The following is a 17,524-nucleotide window of genomic DNA, read 5'->3' as shown; positions in this document are numbered from 1 at the left end:
GCGCGGCCGGGCCGCTGTGGTGTGTCGCGCCGCTCAGATCTCTCCGCGGAGCTTGGCGAGCGCCTCGGCGAGGATCGCCTCGCCGTCCGCGTCGCTCCGCCGCTCACGTACATAGGCGAGGTGCGTCTTGTAGGGCTCCGTCCGCGGCGGGTCCGGCGGACTGTCCCGGTCCTGACCGGCCGGGAAGCCGCAGCGCGGGCAGTCCCAGGTGTCCGGTACCTGTGCGTCACTGGCGAAGCTCGGCTGCGTCTCGTGCCCGTTGGAACACCAGAAGGAGATGCGGAGGCGCGGCGCGGACTCGCCCCGCTCGGCCTCCCCCATCGGCCCCGCTCCGACCCGACTCCCTCGGATCGCGTTGCCACTTGCCACGGTCGTAACTCCCTGCGTGATGGTGCTGCACTGTGCCGGATAGCGGCTGCGCCACGGGGCCTCGGGAACGGCTCCGCCGCGGGCGCCCCAGTCTACGTAAGGCCCAACGCGCGTCCAGTGGCTGGAGTTACAGCCCGGCCGCGAGGACGCGACCTCAATGATAGGCCGCGTCCACGACGGTACGTCAGCTATCGAGCTTCATCAGCAGGCCGAGCGCGACAATGCACGCGAACCACAGCAGACCGACGACCACGGTGATGCGGTCGAGGTTGCGCTCGGCGACCGAGGAGCCGCCGACGGAGGACTGCATGCCGCCACCGAACATGTCGGACAGGCCGCCGCCCTTCCCCTTGTGCATGAGCACCAGCATCATCATCAGCAGGCTGAAGACGATGAGGGCGATCGAGAACCCCATGACCACGGCTGGACCAACTCTCTCGGACTGGAACGGTGAGGGGCCGGGCGGCGCGAACGCGCCGGTCCCGGCCCCGACAGGGTACGACGGGGAGCGCCCGTCGTCATAGCGTGCTTACTGGTCGCGGAACCGGACGATCTTGACGAAGTCGTCCACGTCCAGCGCGGCGCCGCCGATCAGGGCACCGTCGACGTCGGGCTGCGCCATGATCGCGGCGATGTTGCCGGACTTGACGGAGCCGCCGTACTGGATGCGGATCTTGTCGGCGACCTCACGGCCGTAGAGCTCGGCGAGGCGGCCGCGGATGGCACCGCAGACCTCCTGCGCGTCCTCGGGGGTCGCGACCTCGCCGGTGCCGATGGCCCACACCGGCTCGTAGGCGATCACGATGCTCTCGGCCTGCTCGGCCGGGATGTCCTTGAGGGCGCCGTCGACCTGCGCGAGGGTGTGCGGGACCTGGGCGCCGGCCTTGCGGACGTCCAGGCCCTCGCCGACGCAGAGGATCGGGGTGAGGCCGTGCCGGTAGGCGGCCTTGACCTTGGCGTTGCAGATCTCGTCCGACTCGCCGTGGTACTGGCGGCGCTCCGAGTGGCCGACGGCCACGTAGGTGCACTTCAGCTTGGACAGCATGGCGCCGGAGATCTCGCCGGTGTAGGCACCGGAGTCGTACGCCGAGAGGTCCTGGGCGCCGTACTTGATCTTGAGCTTGTCGCCGTCGACCAGCGTCTGCACCGAGCGCAGGTCGGTGAAGGGGGCCAGGACGGCGACCTCGGTGGCGTCGTAGTCCTTGTCGGCGAGCGCGAAGGAGAGCTTCTGGACGTGCGCGATGGCCTCAAGGTGGTTGAGGTTCATCTTCCAGTTGCCCGCCATCAGCGGGGTGCGGTCAGTCACGGTGGTTCAGTCCTCCAGTGCGGCGAGGCCGGGGAGCGTCTTGCCCTCGAGGTACTCGAGGCTGGCGCCGCCGCCGGTCGAAATGTGGCCGAAAGCGTTCTCGTCGAAGCCCAGCAGGCGCACGGCCGCGGCCGAGTCGCCACCGCCGACGACGGTGAAGGCGGAGCTGTCGAGGAGGCCCTGCGCCACGGCCTTGGTGCCGTTGGCGTAGTCGGGGTGCTCGAAGACGCCCATCGGACCGTTCCAGAAGACGGTGCCGGCGTCGGCGAGCTTCGAGGCGTAGAGCTCACGCGTCTTCGGGCCGATGTCCAGGCCCTCCTTGTCCGCCGGGATGGCGTCCGAGGCGACGAGCTCCGGGTTGGCCGGGGCCTTGGTCTTCAGGTCCGGGAAGTCGGCGGAGACCAGGACGTCGACGGGGAGGACGAACTCCACGCCGCGCTTCTCGGCCCGCGCCAGGTACTCCAGGCAGACCGGGATCTGGTCCTCCTGGAGCAGCGAGATGCCGACCTCGTGGCCCTTGGCCTTGAGGAAGGTGTACGACATGCCGCCGCCGATGAGGATGCGGTCGGCCTTCTCCAGCAGGTTGTCGATGACGCCCAGCTTGTCGGAGACCTTGGCGCCGCCGAGCACCACCACGTAGGGGCGCGCGACGTCCTCGGTGAGCTTCTTCAGGACGCCGACCTCGGTGGCGATCAGGTCGCCGGCGGCGTGCGGGAGGCGCGCCGGGAGGTCGAAGACGGAGGCGTGCTTGCGGTGCACCGCACCGAAGCCGTCGCCGACGTAGATGTCGGCCAGCTCCGCCAGGGCGTCGGCGAAGGCGCCGCGCTCGGCGTCGTCCTTGCTGGTCTCGCCCGCGTTGAAACGGAGGTTCTCCAGCAGCGTGACCTCGCCGTTCGCCAGTGCGGCGACGGTGGCCTTCGCGCTGTCCCCGACCGTGTCGGTGGCGAACGTGACCTGCTTGCCCAGGATCTCGCCGAGCCGCGTGGCGGCCGGGGCGAGGGAGAACCGGGGGTCCGGGGCGCCCTTGGGACGGCCCAGGTGGGAGGCGACGATCACCTTGGCGCCCGCTGCGGCGAGCTTGGCGATCGTCGGCGCGACGGCGCGGATGCGGCCGTCGTCGGTGATGGTGGTGCCGTCGAGCGGCACGTTGAGGTCGGCGCGGACGAAGACCCGCTTGCCCTCGACACCGTCCTGGAGGAGTTCGTCGATCGTCTTCATGCAGTGACTCCGGTGACTTCCGTGATCGGGGTCCCCTGGGGGCACCTCCCGGCGGTAGCCGGGGGAGATAGCTGGGGGACAGTCATAGGACGGGGCCCGTACGACGCGCCATAGCGTCGCACGAGCCCCGTCCCCTACTACATCTCGGTACCTCTGACAGTGCTGTCAGGGAACGATCAGAGCTGGCCGCCGACGAAGACGGTCAGGTCGACCAGGCGGTTGGAGTAGCCCCACTCGTTGTCGTACCAGCCGACGACCTTGACCTGGTTGCCCTGGACCATGGTCAGGGAGGAGTCGAAGGTGCAGGAGGCCGGCCAGTTCACGATGTCGGAGGAGACGATCGCGTCCTCGGTGTACTCCAGGACACCCTTGAGCTGACCCTCGGCGGCCTTCTGGAAGGCGGCGTTGATCTCTTCCTTGCTGGTCTCGCGGTCGAGCTCGAGGACCAGGTCGGTGACCGAGCCGGTGGGGACCGGGACGCGCATGGCGATGCCGTCCAGCTTGCCCTTCAGCTGCGGGAGGACCAGCGCGGTGGCCTTGGCGGCACCGGTGGAGGTCGGGATGATGTTCTCCGCGGCGGCGCGGGCGCGGCGCAGGTCGGAGTGGGGGAAGTCCAGGATCCGCTGGTCGTTGGTGTACGCGTGGACCGTGGTCATCATGCCCTTGACGATGCCGAAGTTCTCGTCGAGAACCTTGGCCATCGGCGCCACGCAGTTGGTGGTGCAGGAGGCGTTGGAGATGACGTGGTGGTTGGCCGCGTCGTACTTCTCCTGGTTGACGCCCATGACGATCGTGATGTCCTCGTCCTTGGCGGGCGCGGAGATCAGGACCTTCTTGGCGCCGGCGGCGAGGTGCTTCGCGGCGTCGGCCTTCTTGGTGAAGATGCCGGTGGACTCGATGACGATGTCGGCGCCCAGCTCGCCCCAGGGCAGGTTGGCGGGGTCGCGCTCGGCCATCGTCTTGAAGGTCATGTCACCGACGGTGATCGAGTCGTCGGTGTGGCTGACCTCCTGCTTCAGACGACCCAGGATGGTGTCGTACTTCAGCAGGTGGACCAGGGTGGCGTTGTCGGTCAGGTCGTTGACACCGACGATCTGGATGTCCGCACCCTGCTCCAGCAGCGCGCGGAAGTAGTTACGACCGATACGGCCAAAGCCGTTGATGCCTACGCGGATCGTCACGAACCGATCTCCTCGTTGGTTTGCCGGTCTGTCCGCCGGCGGCTGTATGGGAAGTCCCCGACCACCAACGACCCTACCTCTAAGTAGAGGGGTATGTGACATTGAAGGGTCTTGCACAAGTGGGCGCCCTCAGGCACAATTGCGCGGCCTCGGAACGGGGTGCCCGAGGCCGCGCCGTGGAGGGTGTCAGCCGCCGATGGCGCGCAGGGCCGCGCCGAGCAGCGTGGCGCGTTCCCGGGCGTCCGGGACGTGCTCCAGACCGAATCCCAGCAGCACGGTGTCACGCGTGGTGACGGCGGCGGAGAAGCGGGCGATCGCCTGCGACCGCGCCCAGTCACCGCTCTTCCCGGGGCTGCCGGCGGGCGGGTCCGCCGCCGACCAGGGGCCGAGGGAGGTCTCGAAGCCCTCGGTGTCCCGGGCGGTGCCGCCGACCGTGAGGGTGGCGCCGTCGGCGAGGAAGCCGCGGCCCCCGTCACCCGGGTCGGTGATGTACGACAGGGCCAGCTCGACCTTCTTCCCCGCGTAGGGGCTGAGGTCGAAGGCGGCCTGCCGCCATCCGGTGGTCGGTCCGGTGAAGCTGTGCCAGGCACCCGTGGTGCCCTGGGGCGCGCAGCCGTCGTCGCGCGCGGTCAGGTAGTGGGCGAGGGCGGGGTGCAGCCGCAGTGCGGCGGCGCAGTCGGAGGGCGCCGTCCGCCCGGTGCCGCCGCCCGCGTCCGGGAGGGTGGTCCAGTCGTCCTGGCCCGCGGTACGGGCCTCCAGGACGGCGTGGTCGTACCCCCGCTCGGTGTCGGGGCTGAGCCGGACGCCCAGGCTCGGCTTGTCCGCGGCGCTCGCCCCGGTGAGGTCGACGGTGCGCGTCAGCCGCATCCAGGCGTTGTCCTGGTGCCGGGCGGCGGCCATCCAGGCGCCTTCGTACGGCTGGAAGGGTGACCGCGCGCCGCCGGAGTACTCGCCGGCGGGCTCGCTGCGGAACCGCGGGAAGGTCTCGGGCGGCAGGTCGTCCGAGACGGGGCTGTAGGAGCCGGCCGTGGTGAGCGGGCTGCCCGCCGTGGCGCCGGCGAGGCCCGCCGTGGTGCCGGCGAGCTTGCCCGCGCCGGTGAAGCGCGGTGGCGCCGGATGGCCGGTCCGCCCGCCCGCGCCCAGGTAGTACTGGCTGAAGTCGTTGGACTCGGCGGGGCCGATCCGGGCGCCGCCGCCCGCCTCGGTGCCCGCGGTGACGAGCTTGCCGCCCTCGTTGAGGAAGGCGCGCACGGCGAGCAGGGTGCCGCCGCCGGGCTTGTTCGTACCGGAGTACCAGACGACGGTGGTGAAGTTGCCGAGCACGCCGAGCGCGTGCGGCGCGCCGTTCTTCGCGACGTCCCAGACGGCGGCCTTGCGACCGTTCTCGGCGAGCGCCTCGGTGTACGCGGCGAGGTGCGCGGACGGGGCGGTGCCGCCCTCGTCGGCGAGGACCAGGGTGTCGGTGCGCGGGCGCTCGGCCACGGTGTAGGTGAAGGGCTCGCTGGCGGTGCGCCCGCCCTCGCGGGTGCGGCCGGTGAACCAGACCTCGACGGTGGAGCCGACGTCGGCGCCCTCGACGAAGGCGCGGTACTGGTCGAACTGGAGGTTGTCCTCGCCTCCGTACCGGTCGCCGCCCTCCCACGCCTCCAGTTCCTCGGTGTGCGTACGGCCGCCGTCGACACGGTAGTTGAGGAGCTTGTCGCCGAGGCTCTTGCGGGCGGTGACGGCGACCTGCTGCTCCTCGCCCCGCGCGTAGGAGGTCGTGAAGGCGTCGGGGGTGAAGTCGGGGGTGGTGAGCCCGACGGTGGAGGCCGGGGTGTCGGGGTGGGCGGCGCTCTCGGCGACGGACAGCGCGAAGGGGATGTTCTTCGCGAACTCCTGCTGGATCAGCTTCTCGTCGTCCGGGAAGGTGAAGGAGGAGCGGCAGTCGGCCGGGTTCCAGGCGTCGTTCGGGTCGATGCGGGAGACGGTCTGACAGGTCGACATCTCCGGGGTGAACATCATCGTGCCGTTGACGTTGGCCGCGTGGCCGTCGGCCTCGCCGTTGGTGACGTACAGCTCGGAGGAGAGCTGGGGACGGTAGCCGGGGATCGCGGGCTTCTCCGGGGTGCCCGCGAGCGCACGGTAGACGGTGTCGTCCGGGGTGGGTGTGGCGACCTGCCAGCCGACCCCGTAGAGGATCAGCTCGGCGGCCGAGTGGTAGTTGACGGCGGTGCGGAAGTGGAGGCGCTTCTGGAAGGCGTCGAGCGCCCGGGTCTCCGGTTCGGAGGCTGCGGACGGGCCGCGGTAGGTCTCGGAGGCCGGGCGGGGGGACGAGCCCTCGTTGTCGTAGCCCCACTTGTAGGAGAAGTTGCGGTTGAGGTCGACGCCGTCCCCGGGGGCGATCTTGCCGTCGCCGTCGTTGTCCCGGAGGTTCTTGCGCCACAGCCGGGTGCCCGGGCCCTGGAAGGTGTAGTCGTAGCCGTCCGGGTTGGCGGAGATCAGGAACCACAGCTCGGTGCGGTCCACCAGCCGGGTGATCCGCTCGTCCTTGCCGTAGTTGTCGAGGTAGTGGTGGAACAGCCGCCTCGTCATCTCCGGGGTGATCCACTCGCGGGCGTGCTGGTTGGACATGTAGAGCACCGCGGGCCGGTCGCCGTCGTCGGTGCGGCGGGCGTCCTTGGTGACCTTCACGGCGAGGATGTCCTGGCCGCGCACGGTCTTGCCGATGCTGACGACCTTGGTCAGGCCGGGGTGGGCGCGCGCGGTGTCCTGGATCTCCCGCTGGAGGCCGCGCTCACCGCTGTACGGGCGGAAGACGCCCTCGCCCTCGGCCTTGAGGCGTTCCTGGGTCTTCGCGGAGATCTTCTTCTCGGTGAGGTCCACGCCCTGCCGGCGGAGCGCGTCGGCCTGGCCGGCGGTGAGGTGCACCTCGACCGGCGCGGTGCGCCCGGCGGTGATCCGCTCGCCGAGTTCGTGCCCGTCGACGCCCGCCTTGAGGAGCAGCGGGATCTGGGCCGGTCCGACCCGGGCCGTCCACACGGAGAGCGGTCCCGTGTCCTTCGCCGGGTTCCCGGCCGCTCCCCCGGCCGTGGCCGCCGTGGTGCCGGGTTGCGCCTGTGCGATGGGTGCCACGGCCAGTCCGCCGAGTAACAGCGAAGCGGCCGCGACGAGCGATCTCGCCCTGCGTCTCATGAGCCCCCCTTGCCGTTGTCTGTCCCGTCCCTGCACGGACGCCAGGCTTGCGAGTCCACATGATCATGTCAATACCGCCTCAAGAGGGGACGGAATCGGCCCGTCGACGCGGAACCGCCCCCGGCGCGCGGGCGCCGGGGGCGGTGACATCGGGTGACGCCGTACGGGCGACGGGCGCCGCCGGGCGGGAGCGGCCGGGGCGCCGGGACGCGGCCGGGACCCGCCGGGGCCGGCGACACCGTGGCGCGACGGCCGGGATCGGCCGGGCGCGGCCTCGCGGGCGGGGTCAGCCCGCCATGCCCTCGGCCATCTCCTCGGAGAGGTCCGAGAGGTCCGAGAGGTTGGACTCGGTGCCGGGGATGCCCAGGTCCTGGGCGCGCTTGTCGGCCATGGCCAGCAGGCGCCGGATGCGGCCGGCGACGGCGTCCTTGGTCAGCGGCGGGTCGGCGAGGGCGCCCAGCTCCTCCAGGGACGCCTGCTTGTGCTCCATCCGCAGCCGGCCGGCGGCGGCGAGGTGCTCGGGCACCTCCTCGCCGAGGATCTCCAGCGCGCGCTGGACCCGGGCTCCGGCGGCGACGGCGGCACGGGCCGAGCGGCGCAGATTGGCGTCGTCGAAATTGGCGAGGCGGTTGGCGGTGGCCCGCACTTCGCGGCGCATCCGCCGCTCCTCCCAGGCCAGCACCGACTCATGGGCACCCAGTCGCGTCAACAGCGCGCCGATCGCGTCACCGTCCCGGACGACCACCCGGTCCACTCCGCGCACCTCGCGCGCCTTGGCCGCGATCTGGAGCCGGCGGGCGGCGCCGACCAGGGCGAGCGCCGCCTCCGGCCCGGGGCAGGTGACCTCCAGGGAGGAGGAGCGGCCGGGCTCGGTGAGCGAGCCGTGGGCCAGGAAGGCGCCGCGCCAGGCGGCCTCCGCGTCGCAGGTGGCGCCGGAGACGACCTGGGGTGGCAGGCCACGGATCGGCCGGCCGCGGCCGTCGACCAGGCCGGTCTGGCGCGCGAGCTGGTCACCGCCCGCCACCACCCGCACCACGTACCGGCTGCCGCGGCGCAGCCCGCCGGGGGCCATCACCACCAGGTCGGAGGTGTGTCCGAAGATCTCCAGGATGTCCTTGCGGAGCCGCCGGGCGGCGATCCCGGTGTCCAGCTCCGCCTCGATCACAATGCGCCCGCTGACCAGGTGCAGACCGCCCGCGAACCGCAGGATCGCCGAGACCTCCGCTTTCCGGCAGCAGGTCCGGGTGACGGGGAGCCGGGAGATTTCATCCTTCACCGCTGCCGTCATCGCCATGGGCCGATCCTTCCATGCATCCGAAAAATACGGTCGTACGCGGCGGCCAACAGCTCCGGGTCATGGGTCGGGGAGCCGTCGGGCGCGGCGACCGGCGCCAGCTCGACCGCGGCCCCCAGCCGCTTGGCGGCATCGGTGAGGCTCTCGCGGTCGGGCACGGCGGCCTCGTCGGCCAGCACCACGTCCAGGGCGAGTTTAGGGGCGTGTCGGGCCAAAACCTCCAAATGACGCTGCGGGGAGAAGCCATCGGTTTCACCGGGCTGCGGCGCGAGGTTCAGCGAGAGGACCCGTCGGGCCTTGGTCTCCTGGAGCGCTTCGAGCAGCTCGGGCACCAGAAGGTGCGGGATGACGGACGAGAACCAGGAGCCCGGGCCGAGCACCACCCAGTCGGCGTCCAGGACCGCGGCGACGGCCTCGGGGACCGCCGGCGGGTCCTCCGGCACGACGTGCACGGACTGCACCTCGCCGGGGGTGAGGGCCACCGTGGCCTGGCCGCGGACGGTGCTGAGGGCCTCGGGCTCGGCGGGGTCGTGACCCCGCACGAGCGCCTGGAGCTCCAGCGGCACCGCGGACATGGGGAGCACCCTGCCGTGCGCGCCCAGCAGCTTGCCGACCAGGTCCAGGGCCTGAACGTGATCGCCGAGCTGCTCCCAGAGGGCGACGATCAGCAGATTGCCGACGGCGTGCCCGTGCAGGTCGCCCTCGCTGGCGAAGCGGTGCTTGATCACCCGGGCCCAGGTCTGGCCCCAGTCGTCGTCGCCGCACAGGGCGGCGAGCGCCTTGCGCAGGTCGCCCGGGGGCAGCACGCCCAGCTCGTCGCGGAGCCGGCCGCTGGAGCCGCCGTCGTCCGCGACGGTGACGACGGCCGTCAGGTCGCCGGTGATCCGGCGGAGCGCGGCCAGCGACGCGGACAGGCCGTGGCCGCCGCCGAGGGCGACGACCTTGGGCTGCGCGCCACGGCCGACGCGGCCGCCCCGCCCGGTGGCACGGGCGGGGACCAGGCGGCGGCCCCGGCGCAGCCGGAACGTGCGGCCGGTCACTCGCGCCCCATGTCCCGGTGGACGACGACGGTCTCGACACCCTCGGAGACCAGGCGGTGGGCGAGCTTCTCGGACATCGCCACGGAGCGGTGCTTGCCGCCGGTGCAGCCGACCGCGATGGTCACATAGCGCTTGCCCTCCCGGCGGTAGCCCGCGGCGATGAGCTGGAGCAGCTCGGTGTAGCGGTCGAGGAACTCCTTGGCGCCGGGCTGGTTGAAGACATAGCCCGAGACCTCTTCGTTCAGGCCCGTGAAGGGGCGCAGCTCCGGGACCCAGTGCGGGTTGGGCAGGAAGCGGCAGTCCACCACGAGGTCGGCGTCGACGGGGAGGCCGTACTTGAAGCCGAAGGACATCACGGTGGCGCGGAGCTCCGGCTCCTCCTCGCCGGCGAACTGGGCGTCCATCTTGGCGCGCAGCTCGTGGACGTTGAGGCTGGAGGTGTCGATCACCAGGTCGGCGTCGCCGCGCAGCTCGCGCAGCAGGTCGCGCTCGGCGGCGATGCCGTCGACGATGCGGCCGGAGCCCTGGAGCGGGTGCGGGCGGCGCACGGACTCGAAGCGGCGCACCAGGGCGTCGTCGGAGGCCTCCAGGAAGATCACGCGCCGCTTGACCTTCTTGGCGGCCAGGTCGGCGAGGGACTCCCGGAGGTTGTCGAAGAAGCGCCGGCCGCGGACGTCCACGACCACCGCGATCCGGGCCACGTTGCCCTGCGAGCGGGCGCCGAGGTCCACCATGGTGGGGATCAGGGCGGGCGGCAGGTTGTCCACGACGAACCAGCCGAGGTCCTCCAGGCACTTGGCGGCGGTGCTGCGGCCCGCCCCCGACATGCCGGAGATGATCACCAGTTCGGGGATGCCCGTCGTCTCGGCGGCCGCGTCCGCCGTCGTGCCCGTACTCACCTGTGCTCCGTCTCGATCGGTCCCGGTCATGCTGCTACCCCCGTTCTGCCGACGGTGCCGCGGTCGCGGCCCCGTCCTCCATACTGCGGTCTCCCGGTGTCCGGGGCCCGAACGCCGGCTGCCGGCCGTCCGTACACCGCCGGCGGCCGGAACCGCGCGTGTCCCCGTCCATCATTCCTCCGCATCGTCCATGATCTCGCCAGTCGCGGTGTTGACCGCGGGGGCGGGCGGGGCCGTGGCGGCCAGCGCCGCGGCGACGGTCTCCGCCGTCTTCCGGCCGATGCCGGGTGTCTCGCAGATCTGCTCGACCGTCGCGGCGCGCAGCCGCTTGACCGAGCCGAAGTGCTTGAGCAGGGCCTTCTTGCGCGTGTCGCCGAGGCCGGGCACGGTGTCGAGGGGTCCGGCCTTCAGCACTCCGGCGCGCTTGCCGCGCTGGTAGGCGATGGCGAAGCGGTGCGCCTCGTCACGGACGCGCTGGAGGAAGTAGAGGCCCTCGCTGCTGCGCGGCAGGACGACGGGGTCCTCCTCGCCGGGCAGCCAGACCTCCTCCAGGCGCTTGGCGAGGCCGCAGACGGCGACGTCGCTGATGCCCAGCTCGTCCAGCGCCCGGCGGGCGGCGGCCACCTGCGGGCCGGCGCCGTCGACCACGACGAGCTGCGGGGGGTAGGCGAAGCGCTTGGGGCGGCCGTCGTCCTCCCGGGCCTCTCCGGGGGCGATGCCTCCGGCGGCTTCCGCGGCTCCTTCCGCGCTGTCCGCGCCCTCCGTGCCGTCCGGTTCTTCCTGCCACTCCCCCGTCCGCACCTTCTCCGCGAGATAGCGGCGGAAGCGGCGGGAGACGACCTCGTGCATGGACCGGACGTCGTCCTGCCCGGCGAAGGACTTGATCTGGAAGCGGCGGTACTCGCTCTTGCGGGCGAGGCCGTCCTCGAAGACGACCATGGACGCGACGACGTCCTGGCCCTGGAGGTGGGAGATGTCGAAGCACTCGACGCGCAGCGGCGCGGAGTCCAGGCCGAGGGCCTCCGCGATCTCCTCCAGGGCGCGGGAGCGGGTGGTCAGGTCGGAGGCGCGCTTCGTCTTGTGCAGGACGAGGGCCTGCTGGGCGTTGCGCTGGACCGTGGCCATCAGGTCCTTCTTGTCGCCGCGCTGCGGGATGCGCAGGTCGACCCGGGCGCCGCGGCGCTCGGTGAGCCACTGGGTGACGGGCCCGACGGGATCCGGCAGGGCGGGGACGAGGACCTCCTTGGGGACCGCGTCGCCCTTCTCCTCGCCGTAGAGCTGCTGGAGGGCGTGCTCCACCAGGCCCGCGGTGTCGACGGCCTCCACCTTGTCCGTCACCCAGCCGCGCTGGCCGCGGACCCGGCCGCCGCGCACGTGGAAGATCTGGACGGCGGCCTCGAGTTCGTCCTCCGCGACGGCGATCAGATCGGCGTCGGTGGCGTCGGCGAGGACGACGGCGTTCTTCTCCATGGCGCGGCGGAGTGCCTCTATGTCGTCGCGCAGCCGGGCCGCCTTCTCGTACTCCATCTCCTCGGCGGCCTCGTGCATCGCCTGCTCCAGGCGGCGGAGGTAGGTGCCGGTGCGGCCGGCCATGAAGTCGCAGAACTCCTCGGCCAGTTCGCGGTGCTCCTCCGCGCCGACCCGGCCGACGCAGGGGGCGGAGCACTTGCCGATGTAGCCGAGCAGGCAGGGGCGGCCGATCTGGGCGGAGCGCTTGAACACCCCGGCCGAGCAGGTCCGGACGGGGAAGACGCGGAGCATCAGGTCGACGGTCTCGCGGATCGCCCAGGCGTGGGCGTACGGGCCGAAGTAGCGCACGCCCTTCTTCTTGGGGCCGCGCATGACCTGGACGCGGGGGAACTCCTCGCCCATGGTGACGGCGAGGGAGGGATAGCTCTTGTCGTCCCGGTACTTGACGTTGAAGCGCGGGTCGTACTCCTTGATCCAGGAGTATTCGAGCTGGAGCGCCTCGACCTCGGTGGAGACGACCGTCCACTCGACGGCGGCGGCCGTGGTGACCATGGTGCGGGTGCGCGGGTGCAGGCCGGCGAGGTCCTGGAAGTACGAGGAGAGCCGCTGGCGCAGGCTCTTCGCCTTCCCGACGTAGATCACGCGGCCGTGCTCGTCACGGAATTTGTAGACCCCCGGCGAGTCGGGGATCTGTCCCGGCTTGGGTCGGTAGCTGCTGGGGTCGGCCATGTCACACACCCTACTTGCGGGCAGTGACAACTCCACCGCCGAGCCGGTCCGGCGGAGCGGGGGCGCGCGGCGCCGGAGGCCCGCCGGGCGCCGCCGCGCGAGCCCTTCCGTCCGGGGCCCGGCGGCGCCGTCCGGCCCCCGGGCGGTGGGTGCCGGGGGCCGGGGCGGGGGCGTCGTGGGGTCACCCCCGGTGGCGGCCCTGGTCAGGGGCCGCCGTGCTCAGCCGCGCCGCCTCCGGCGGATCAGCAGTGCGGTGGCGCCGAGGGCCAGGACTCCCCCGGTGACCGCCGCCGCGGCGGCCGGGGCCGGCGGGCCGCCGGCGTCCGTGCGTGCCGCGGCGGTGGCGGGGCCGTCCGGGGCAGCGGCGTCCGGGGCGGGGGCACGGCCCTCGGCCGCCGGGGCGGCGTTCGTCCCGTAGCCGCCGGCGAGGCCCTTCTTCTCGTAGGCGGAGCCGGGCAGCTTGTCGCCGTACTCCTTGTGCACGCGCGCCTGGTAGCGCGCGAGGCTGGTGCCCCCGGCGCCGATGGCACGGGTGGCGTCCTCGTCGAGCGGCAGGACCCGGTCGCCGCGCTGGACGTACCAGGCGTCGATCTGCGGCTCGCGGAAGACGGTGCCGCCGCTCAGCCTGCGGGCGCCCTCGGCGGCGTAGCGGGTCTCGTCGTCGCCGGTGGCGATGTTCACGACCTTCCACTCGTCGCCTGCCCGCGCCGTCCACACGGACGCCTTCTGACCGTCGGCCGAGACCGCCTTGCTGGCCAGGAAGTCGAGCGTGGCCACGGGGACGCCCGTGCGGCCGGCCACGAACTCGGGGGCGAGGGTGTAGACGGGCACGGTCGCGCCGTCGATGCCCGGCCGCGCCTTCGCCTTGGCGATCGCGCCGTCGCGGGCGAAGAAGCGGGAGAGCGTGTCGAGGGTCGCGGGGGCCGTCGCCGCCTCGTGGGCCTCGGCGATCCCGGCGCCCGACGGGGCCGCGGGGGCGGGCGGTACGGGCTGTGCCGCGTGGGCCAGGGGCGCGAGCCCGAGGAAGACGGCGGTGAGGGCTCCGGCGGCGGCCGCCCGGGCGGCGTTGCCCCGGCAGTGCCCGGCGGACACGGGCGCGGGGGTGGGGGCGGGGGTGCGGGCGGGGGTGGGGGTACCGGCGTGGGTCATGACCTCACGCTCCGATCCGGTAGAGCGAGTGGGTCCAGGTGAACTCCGAGTTGCCGCTGTTGCGGCCGCCCACGTACCAGGCGTGCGAGGCCCAGTTGTAGCGGTCGTTGGAGGGCCACGGGTCGCCCCAGTAGACCCAGCTGTTGGCGTCGTCGTAGCCGTAGACGGTGTGCATGTGACCGCCGCCGGACGCCCACTGGATGCGGGTCTCGATCGGCCGGTTCGCGCTGATCTCGCTCTGCACGGTGGGGTAGCGCAGCCAGCCGGTGACGTACGAGCCGGAGTTGATGCCCGCCCAGTCCAGGGCGTTCTGCACATTGCCCAGGGTGGCCTGGTTGTTGGGGCATTCGGTGCCCTGCTGCCGGTTGAAGGCGGCGTTGCAGAACTGGTTCTGGCTGTAGTTCCGCCCGAACCAGGTGGCGATGGTGTTGCCGGCGCCGGCCCAGCACCAGTTGGTCTTCTGCTGGGCCTGCATGGTGATGTTGAGCTTCTTCGACGCGAGCAGGCTCGGCCCGTCGGCGGTGGCGGCGCTCGCCGTGGTGGGGACGGCGAGCAGCGCGGTGGCGGCCAGGGCCGAGGACAGGGTGACGGCGAGCCGTCTGCCGCGTATCCGGGTCTTTCCGGTGCTGTTCAGTTGTGCCGATGCACGGGACATGGACGTTCCTCCCGAGGCGGGGGGTGCTGGTGGAGGCGCGTCCGGACGCTGGTCAGGAGCATCGCGGTGTTGTCAGTGACCGGTCAACAGGCTTCAATGCTGGGTGAGCCGCCGGTGTGAACGACACGTACCGGATGTGAACGTCCGGTGCCCGCCGAAAAGGATCACAGCGGTCCGGCAGGCCGCGCCGTATTCACCGCTTGTGAATATTCACAGAGGGGCGATCCGGATGGGACGGACCGGCACACAGGCCGCCGAGGCCGAGGCCGAGCTGGCACGGGCGCTGCGCACGGGCCCCTTCCACCTGGCCCTGCGCACCGCCCTGACCGCGCGCGGCCTCGCCCTGCACCGGGTGCAGCACCGGCTCGCACAGCGCGGTGTGCGGGTGGGCGTGACCAGCCTGAGCTACTGGCAGCAGGGCGCGCGAAGACCCCAGCGGCCGGAGTCCCTGCGGGCCGTGCGGATGCTGGAGGACGTGCTGGACCTGCCCGCGCAGGCCCTGACCCGACTGCTGGAGCCGACCGGCGCCTCCCCGGAGACGGAGCGGCCCGCCGCGCGCTCGTACCGCCTCCTCGTCGAGGAGTCCCGCACCCTGGAACGGCTGCTCGCGGAGCTGGAGTCACCGGCCGACGGCGGGCTGCACACCGTCTGCCACCTGGAGCGGGTCTTCATCGGGCCGGACCGCGCGCTCAGCGGCCGCGACTCCCAGCACGTCGTGCGCGCGCACCGGGACGGCGTGGACCGCTATGTCGCCATCCACCACGGCGACTCCGGCTGCGACCCCGGGCGGGTGACCGTAAGGGCGACCGAGAACTGCCGCGTGGGGCGGGTGCGGTGGCACTCCGGGTCGGGCGTCCTCGTCGCGGAACTGCTCTTCGACGCCCGGCTGCGCGCCGGGGAGACGTATGTCTTCGGCTACGGCTTCGACGACGGCACCGGCGGCCCGAGCGGCGAGTACATCCGGGGCTTCAGCTTCGCGGGCGGGCAGTACGTCCTCCAGGTGCGCTTCGACAACGCGGCCCTGCCGGTGCGCTGCCGCCGCTTCGCCCGCGCCTCCGCCACGGCGCCGCGCACCGCGCAGCAGGAACTGACCCTCGCGGGCCGGCACCGGGGCGTCCACCTGGTGGAACCCGCGGTGCGCCCGGGGATCCTGGGGATCTCCTGGGACTGGACGTGACGCTGGGACGGGACGTGACCCCGGGACCGGACGTGTCGCCGGGACCGGACGTGTCGCCGGGACGGGACGAAGCGGCTCGCCGGACAGGGCTGCTCACCGGACGGGCCTGCCCGCCGACCGCGCGGGGCCGCTGGAATTAGCCGCCCGCCGGTCACCACGGCCTGCCGATCGGAACGGGCCGCCGGTCGTGACGGACCACCGATCACGACGGACCGCTGATCGGGACCGGCCGCTGATCAAGGGGGCCGCTGATCAAGGGGGCCGCTGATCAGGGGGGCCGCCGATCGGGAGGGGCCGCTGATCAGGACGGACCGCGCCCCGGACCCGCGCCGCCCGCCCGTACGCCTCAGGCGTCCGGGCCCGCGATCAGCTTCCCCCCGGCGACCTTGACGGGCACGTCCGGCAGCGGCGCGTCCGCCGGGCCCCGGAGGACCTTGCCGGTGTTCACGTCGAACTTGCTGCCGTGGCAGGGACAACTGGCCTCGCCGCTCTGGACCTTGGTCATGACGCAGCCCGCGTGCGTGCACACCGCGCTGAACGCCTTGAACTCGCCCTGGGCCGACCGCGAGACCAGCAGCCGCTCCTCGCGGTAGAGCCGCGCACCGCCGACCGGCACCTCTTCCGGCGCCCCCAGGTCCACGGGGGCCGTCGGCGTCACGGGCGCCTTGGGCGTCTCCTTCCCGCCCGTGCAGGCCGTGGCGCCCAGCCCGGCGGCACCGGCCAGCGCCGCTCCGCGCAGCACGGTCCGGCGGGAGGAGAGGGGGCCCGAGGGGCTGGTCATGGAGGCTCCAACGATGAGCTGCTGATGCGCGGGTACGACCCGTCGACCCTACCGGTACCCTGCATTCCGCTCAGTGCCCCGGGGCCGGAGAGAGGACTCTGCTCGTGATCGTCGTAGCCGGAGAAGCCCTGATCGACCTGGTGCCGGACGGGCACCGGGGACCTCCGCCGGCCGCCGGCCCCGGCGGAGCGCTGCCCGCGCTGCTGCCCCGGCGCGGCGGCGGGCCGTACAACACCGCGGTGGCGCTGGGCCGGCTGGGAGCGGCCACCGCCTTCGTCTCCCGGGTGTCGTCGGACGGGTTCGGCGAGGCGCTGCTGGACGGGCTGCGGTCGGCGGGGGTGGACGTCTCGCTGGTGGAGCGGGGGCCCGAGCCCACCACGCTCGCGGTGGCCGACATCGGCGCGGACGGCTCGGCGGGCTACGGCTTCTACGCGCGGGGCACCGCGGACCGCCTCTTCACACTGCCGGGGCCGCTGCCGGACGCGGCGGCGGCGCTGTGCCTGGGGACGGTCTCGCTGGTGCTGGAGCCGGGCGCGAGCGCGTACGAGGCGCTGCTGCGGCGGGAGGCGGGCCGGGGGCTGTTCACCCTGCTCGACCCGAACATCCGCGCGGGCCTGATCCCGGACCCGGACGCCTACCGGGCACGGTTTCGGACGTGGCTGCCGCGGGTCACCCTGCTGAAGCTGTCTACGGAGGACGCCCGCTGGCTGGGCGGCTCGCCCGGGGAGTGGCTGGCCGCGGGTCCGGCGGCGGTGGTCGTCACCGACGGCGGGGCGGGGCTGTCCGTCCACACCCGTGGTGGGACGCACCGCGTGCCCGCGGAGCGGGTGCGGGTGGCGGACACGATCGGGGCCGGTGACACCGTGAACGCGGCGCTGCTGCACCGGCTCGCGGCCCTCGGCGCGCTGTCGCCCGGCGGACTCGCCGCCCTGGACGGGCCCGCCTGGCGGGACATCCTGGCCTTCGCGGCCCGGGCGGCGGCCCTCACCTGCTCCCGTGCGGGCGCGGAGCCGCCGTACGCGGCGGAACTGGCGCCGGCGGACCGCCGGACGGACTCGGGACCGAGCCCGTCCGGCGGCTGA

Annotated in this window: 15 protein-coding genes; 2 read left to right on the top strand and 13 right to left on the bottom strand. The window is 72.8% G+C overall.

Features of this window, described 5'->3' with window-relative positions; translation table 11 throughout:
• Positions 1-33: 33 nt before the first annotated feature.
• From LUZ64_RS04305 to LUZ64_RS04250, 12 genes are all read right to left on the bottom strand, one after another.
• On the bottom strand, positions 34-369 hold the full coding sequence (locus LUZ64_RS04305; RefSeq protein ID WP_079110552.1) for an RNA polymerase-binding protein RbpA: 336 nt from the start codon (positions 367-369) through the stop codon (positions 34-36).
• Between the two features lie 184 nt (positions 370-553).
• Complete coding sequence (gene secG, locus LUZ64_RS04300; RefSeq protein WP_184730779.1) at positions 554-784, bottom strand: preprotein translocase subunit SecG; 231 nt, start codon at positions 782-784, stop codon at positions 554-556.
• Between the two features lie 114 nt (positions 785-898).
• The gene (gene tpiA / locus LUZ64_RS04295; RefSeq protein WP_095583618.1) at positions 899-1,675 is read right to left on the bottom strand and encodes a triose-phosphate isomerase; all 777 of its coding nucleotides are present in this window, start codon (positions 1,673-1,675) and stop codon (positions 899-901) included.
• 6 nt (positions 1,676-1,681) lie between these two features.
• The gene (locus LUZ64_RS04290; protein WP_095583619.1) at positions 1,682-2,893 is read right to left on the bottom strand and encodes a phosphoglycerate kinase; all 1,212 of its coding nucleotides are present in this window, start codon (positions 2,891-2,893) and stop codon (positions 1,682-1,684) included.
• Between the two features lie 176 nt (positions 2,894-3,069).
• Positions 3,070-4,074 (bottom strand): type I glyceraldehyde-3-phosphate dehydrogenase, encoded by a 1,005-nt coding sequence (gene gap, locus LUZ64_RS04285; RefSeq protein ID WP_095583620.1) that lies wholly within the window; start codon positions 4,072-4,074, stop codon positions 3,070-3,072.
• Positions 4,075-4,260: 186 nt separating this feature from the next.
• Entirely contained in the window at positions 4,261-7,248 is a 2,988-nt protein-coding gene (locus LUZ64_RS04280; RefSeq protein ID WP_095583621.1) for a M14 family metallopeptidase, read from the bottom strand.
• A gap of 286 nt (positions 7,249-7,534) precedes the next feature.
• Positions 7,535-8,542, bottom strand: coding sequence for a DNA-binding protein WhiA (gene whiA, locus LUZ64_RS04275; protein ID WP_095583622.1), 1,008 nt, complete (start codon positions 8,540-8,542; stop codon positions 7,535-7,537).
• Positions 8,533-9,582, bottom strand: a complete 1,050-nt coding sequence (locus LUZ64_RS04270; protein ID WP_095583623.1) for a gluconeogenesis factor YvcK family protein — start codon at positions 9,580-9,582, stop codon at positions 8,533-8,535. Before LUZ64_RS04270 ends, whiA begins: the two co-directional genes overlap by 10 nt.
• Positions 9,579-10,511, bottom strand: coding sequence for an RNase adapter RapZ (rapZ, locus tag LUZ64_RS04265; protein ID WP_211305126.1), 933 nt, complete (start codon positions 10,509-10,511; stop codon positions 9,579-9,581). The genes LUZ64_RS04270 and rapZ overlap by 4 nt, the downstream gene beginning before the upstream one ends.
• 141 nt (positions 10,512-10,652) lie before the next feature.
• Positions 10,653-12,680, bottom strand: coding sequence for an excinuclease ABC subunit UvrC (gene uvrC, locus LUZ64_RS04260; protein WP_095583625.1), 2,028 nt, complete (start codon positions 12,678-12,680; stop codon positions 10,653-10,655).
• Between the two features lie 219 nt (positions 12,681-12,899).
• A complete protein-coding gene (locus LUZ64_RS04255) occupies positions 12,900-13,829 on the bottom strand; it encodes a hypothetical protein (RefSeq protein ID WP_232390000.1) in 930 nt (309 codons plus the stop codon).
• A gap of 4 nt (positions 13,830-13,833) precedes the next feature.
• A complete protein-coding gene (locus LUZ64_RS04250; RefSeq protein ID WP_095578803.1) occupies positions 13,834-14,484 on the bottom strand; it encodes a papain-like cysteine protease family protein in 651 nt (216 codons plus the stop codon).
• A gap of 229 nt (positions 14,485-14,713) precedes the next feature.
• Between LUZ64_RS04250 and LUZ64_RS04245 the strand changes: the two genes are divergently transcribed.
• Complete coding sequence (locus LUZ64_RS04245) at positions 14,714-15,661, top strand: hypothetical protein (protein WP_095578804.1); 948 nt, start codon at positions 14,714-14,716, stop codon at positions 15,659-15,661.
• 346 nt (positions 15,662-16,007) lie between these two features.
• Here LUZ64_RS04245 and LUZ64_RS04240 read toward each other — a convergent pair whose 3' ends face one another.
• Positions 16,008-16,442 carry a Rieske (2Fe-2S) protein gene (locus LUZ64_RS04240; protein WP_095578805.1) on the bottom strand — a complete coding sequence of 145 codons (435 nt, stop codon included), beginning with the start codon at positions 16,440-16,442 and terminating at the stop codon, positions 16,008-16,010.
• A gap of 104 nt (positions 16,443-16,546) precedes the next feature.
• On the opposite strand from LUZ64_RS04240, the gene LUZ64_RS04235 reads away from it, so the two are divergent.
• Positions 16,547-17,524 (top strand): carbohydrate kinase family protein, encoded by a 978-nt coding sequence (locus LUZ64_RS04235; protein ID WP_095578806.1) that lies wholly within the window; start codon positions 16,547-16,549, stop codon positions 17,522-17,524.

It is taken from the genome of Streptomyces albireticuli (assembly GCF_021228125.1).
GTDB classification, from domain to species: domain Bacteria; phylum Actinomycetota; class Actinomycetes; order Streptomycetales; family Streptomycetaceae; genus Streptomyces; species Streptomyces albireticuli.
Note: the sequence above shows the minus strand (reverse complement) of the source record. Positions and strands in the feature narration are given on the sequence as shown.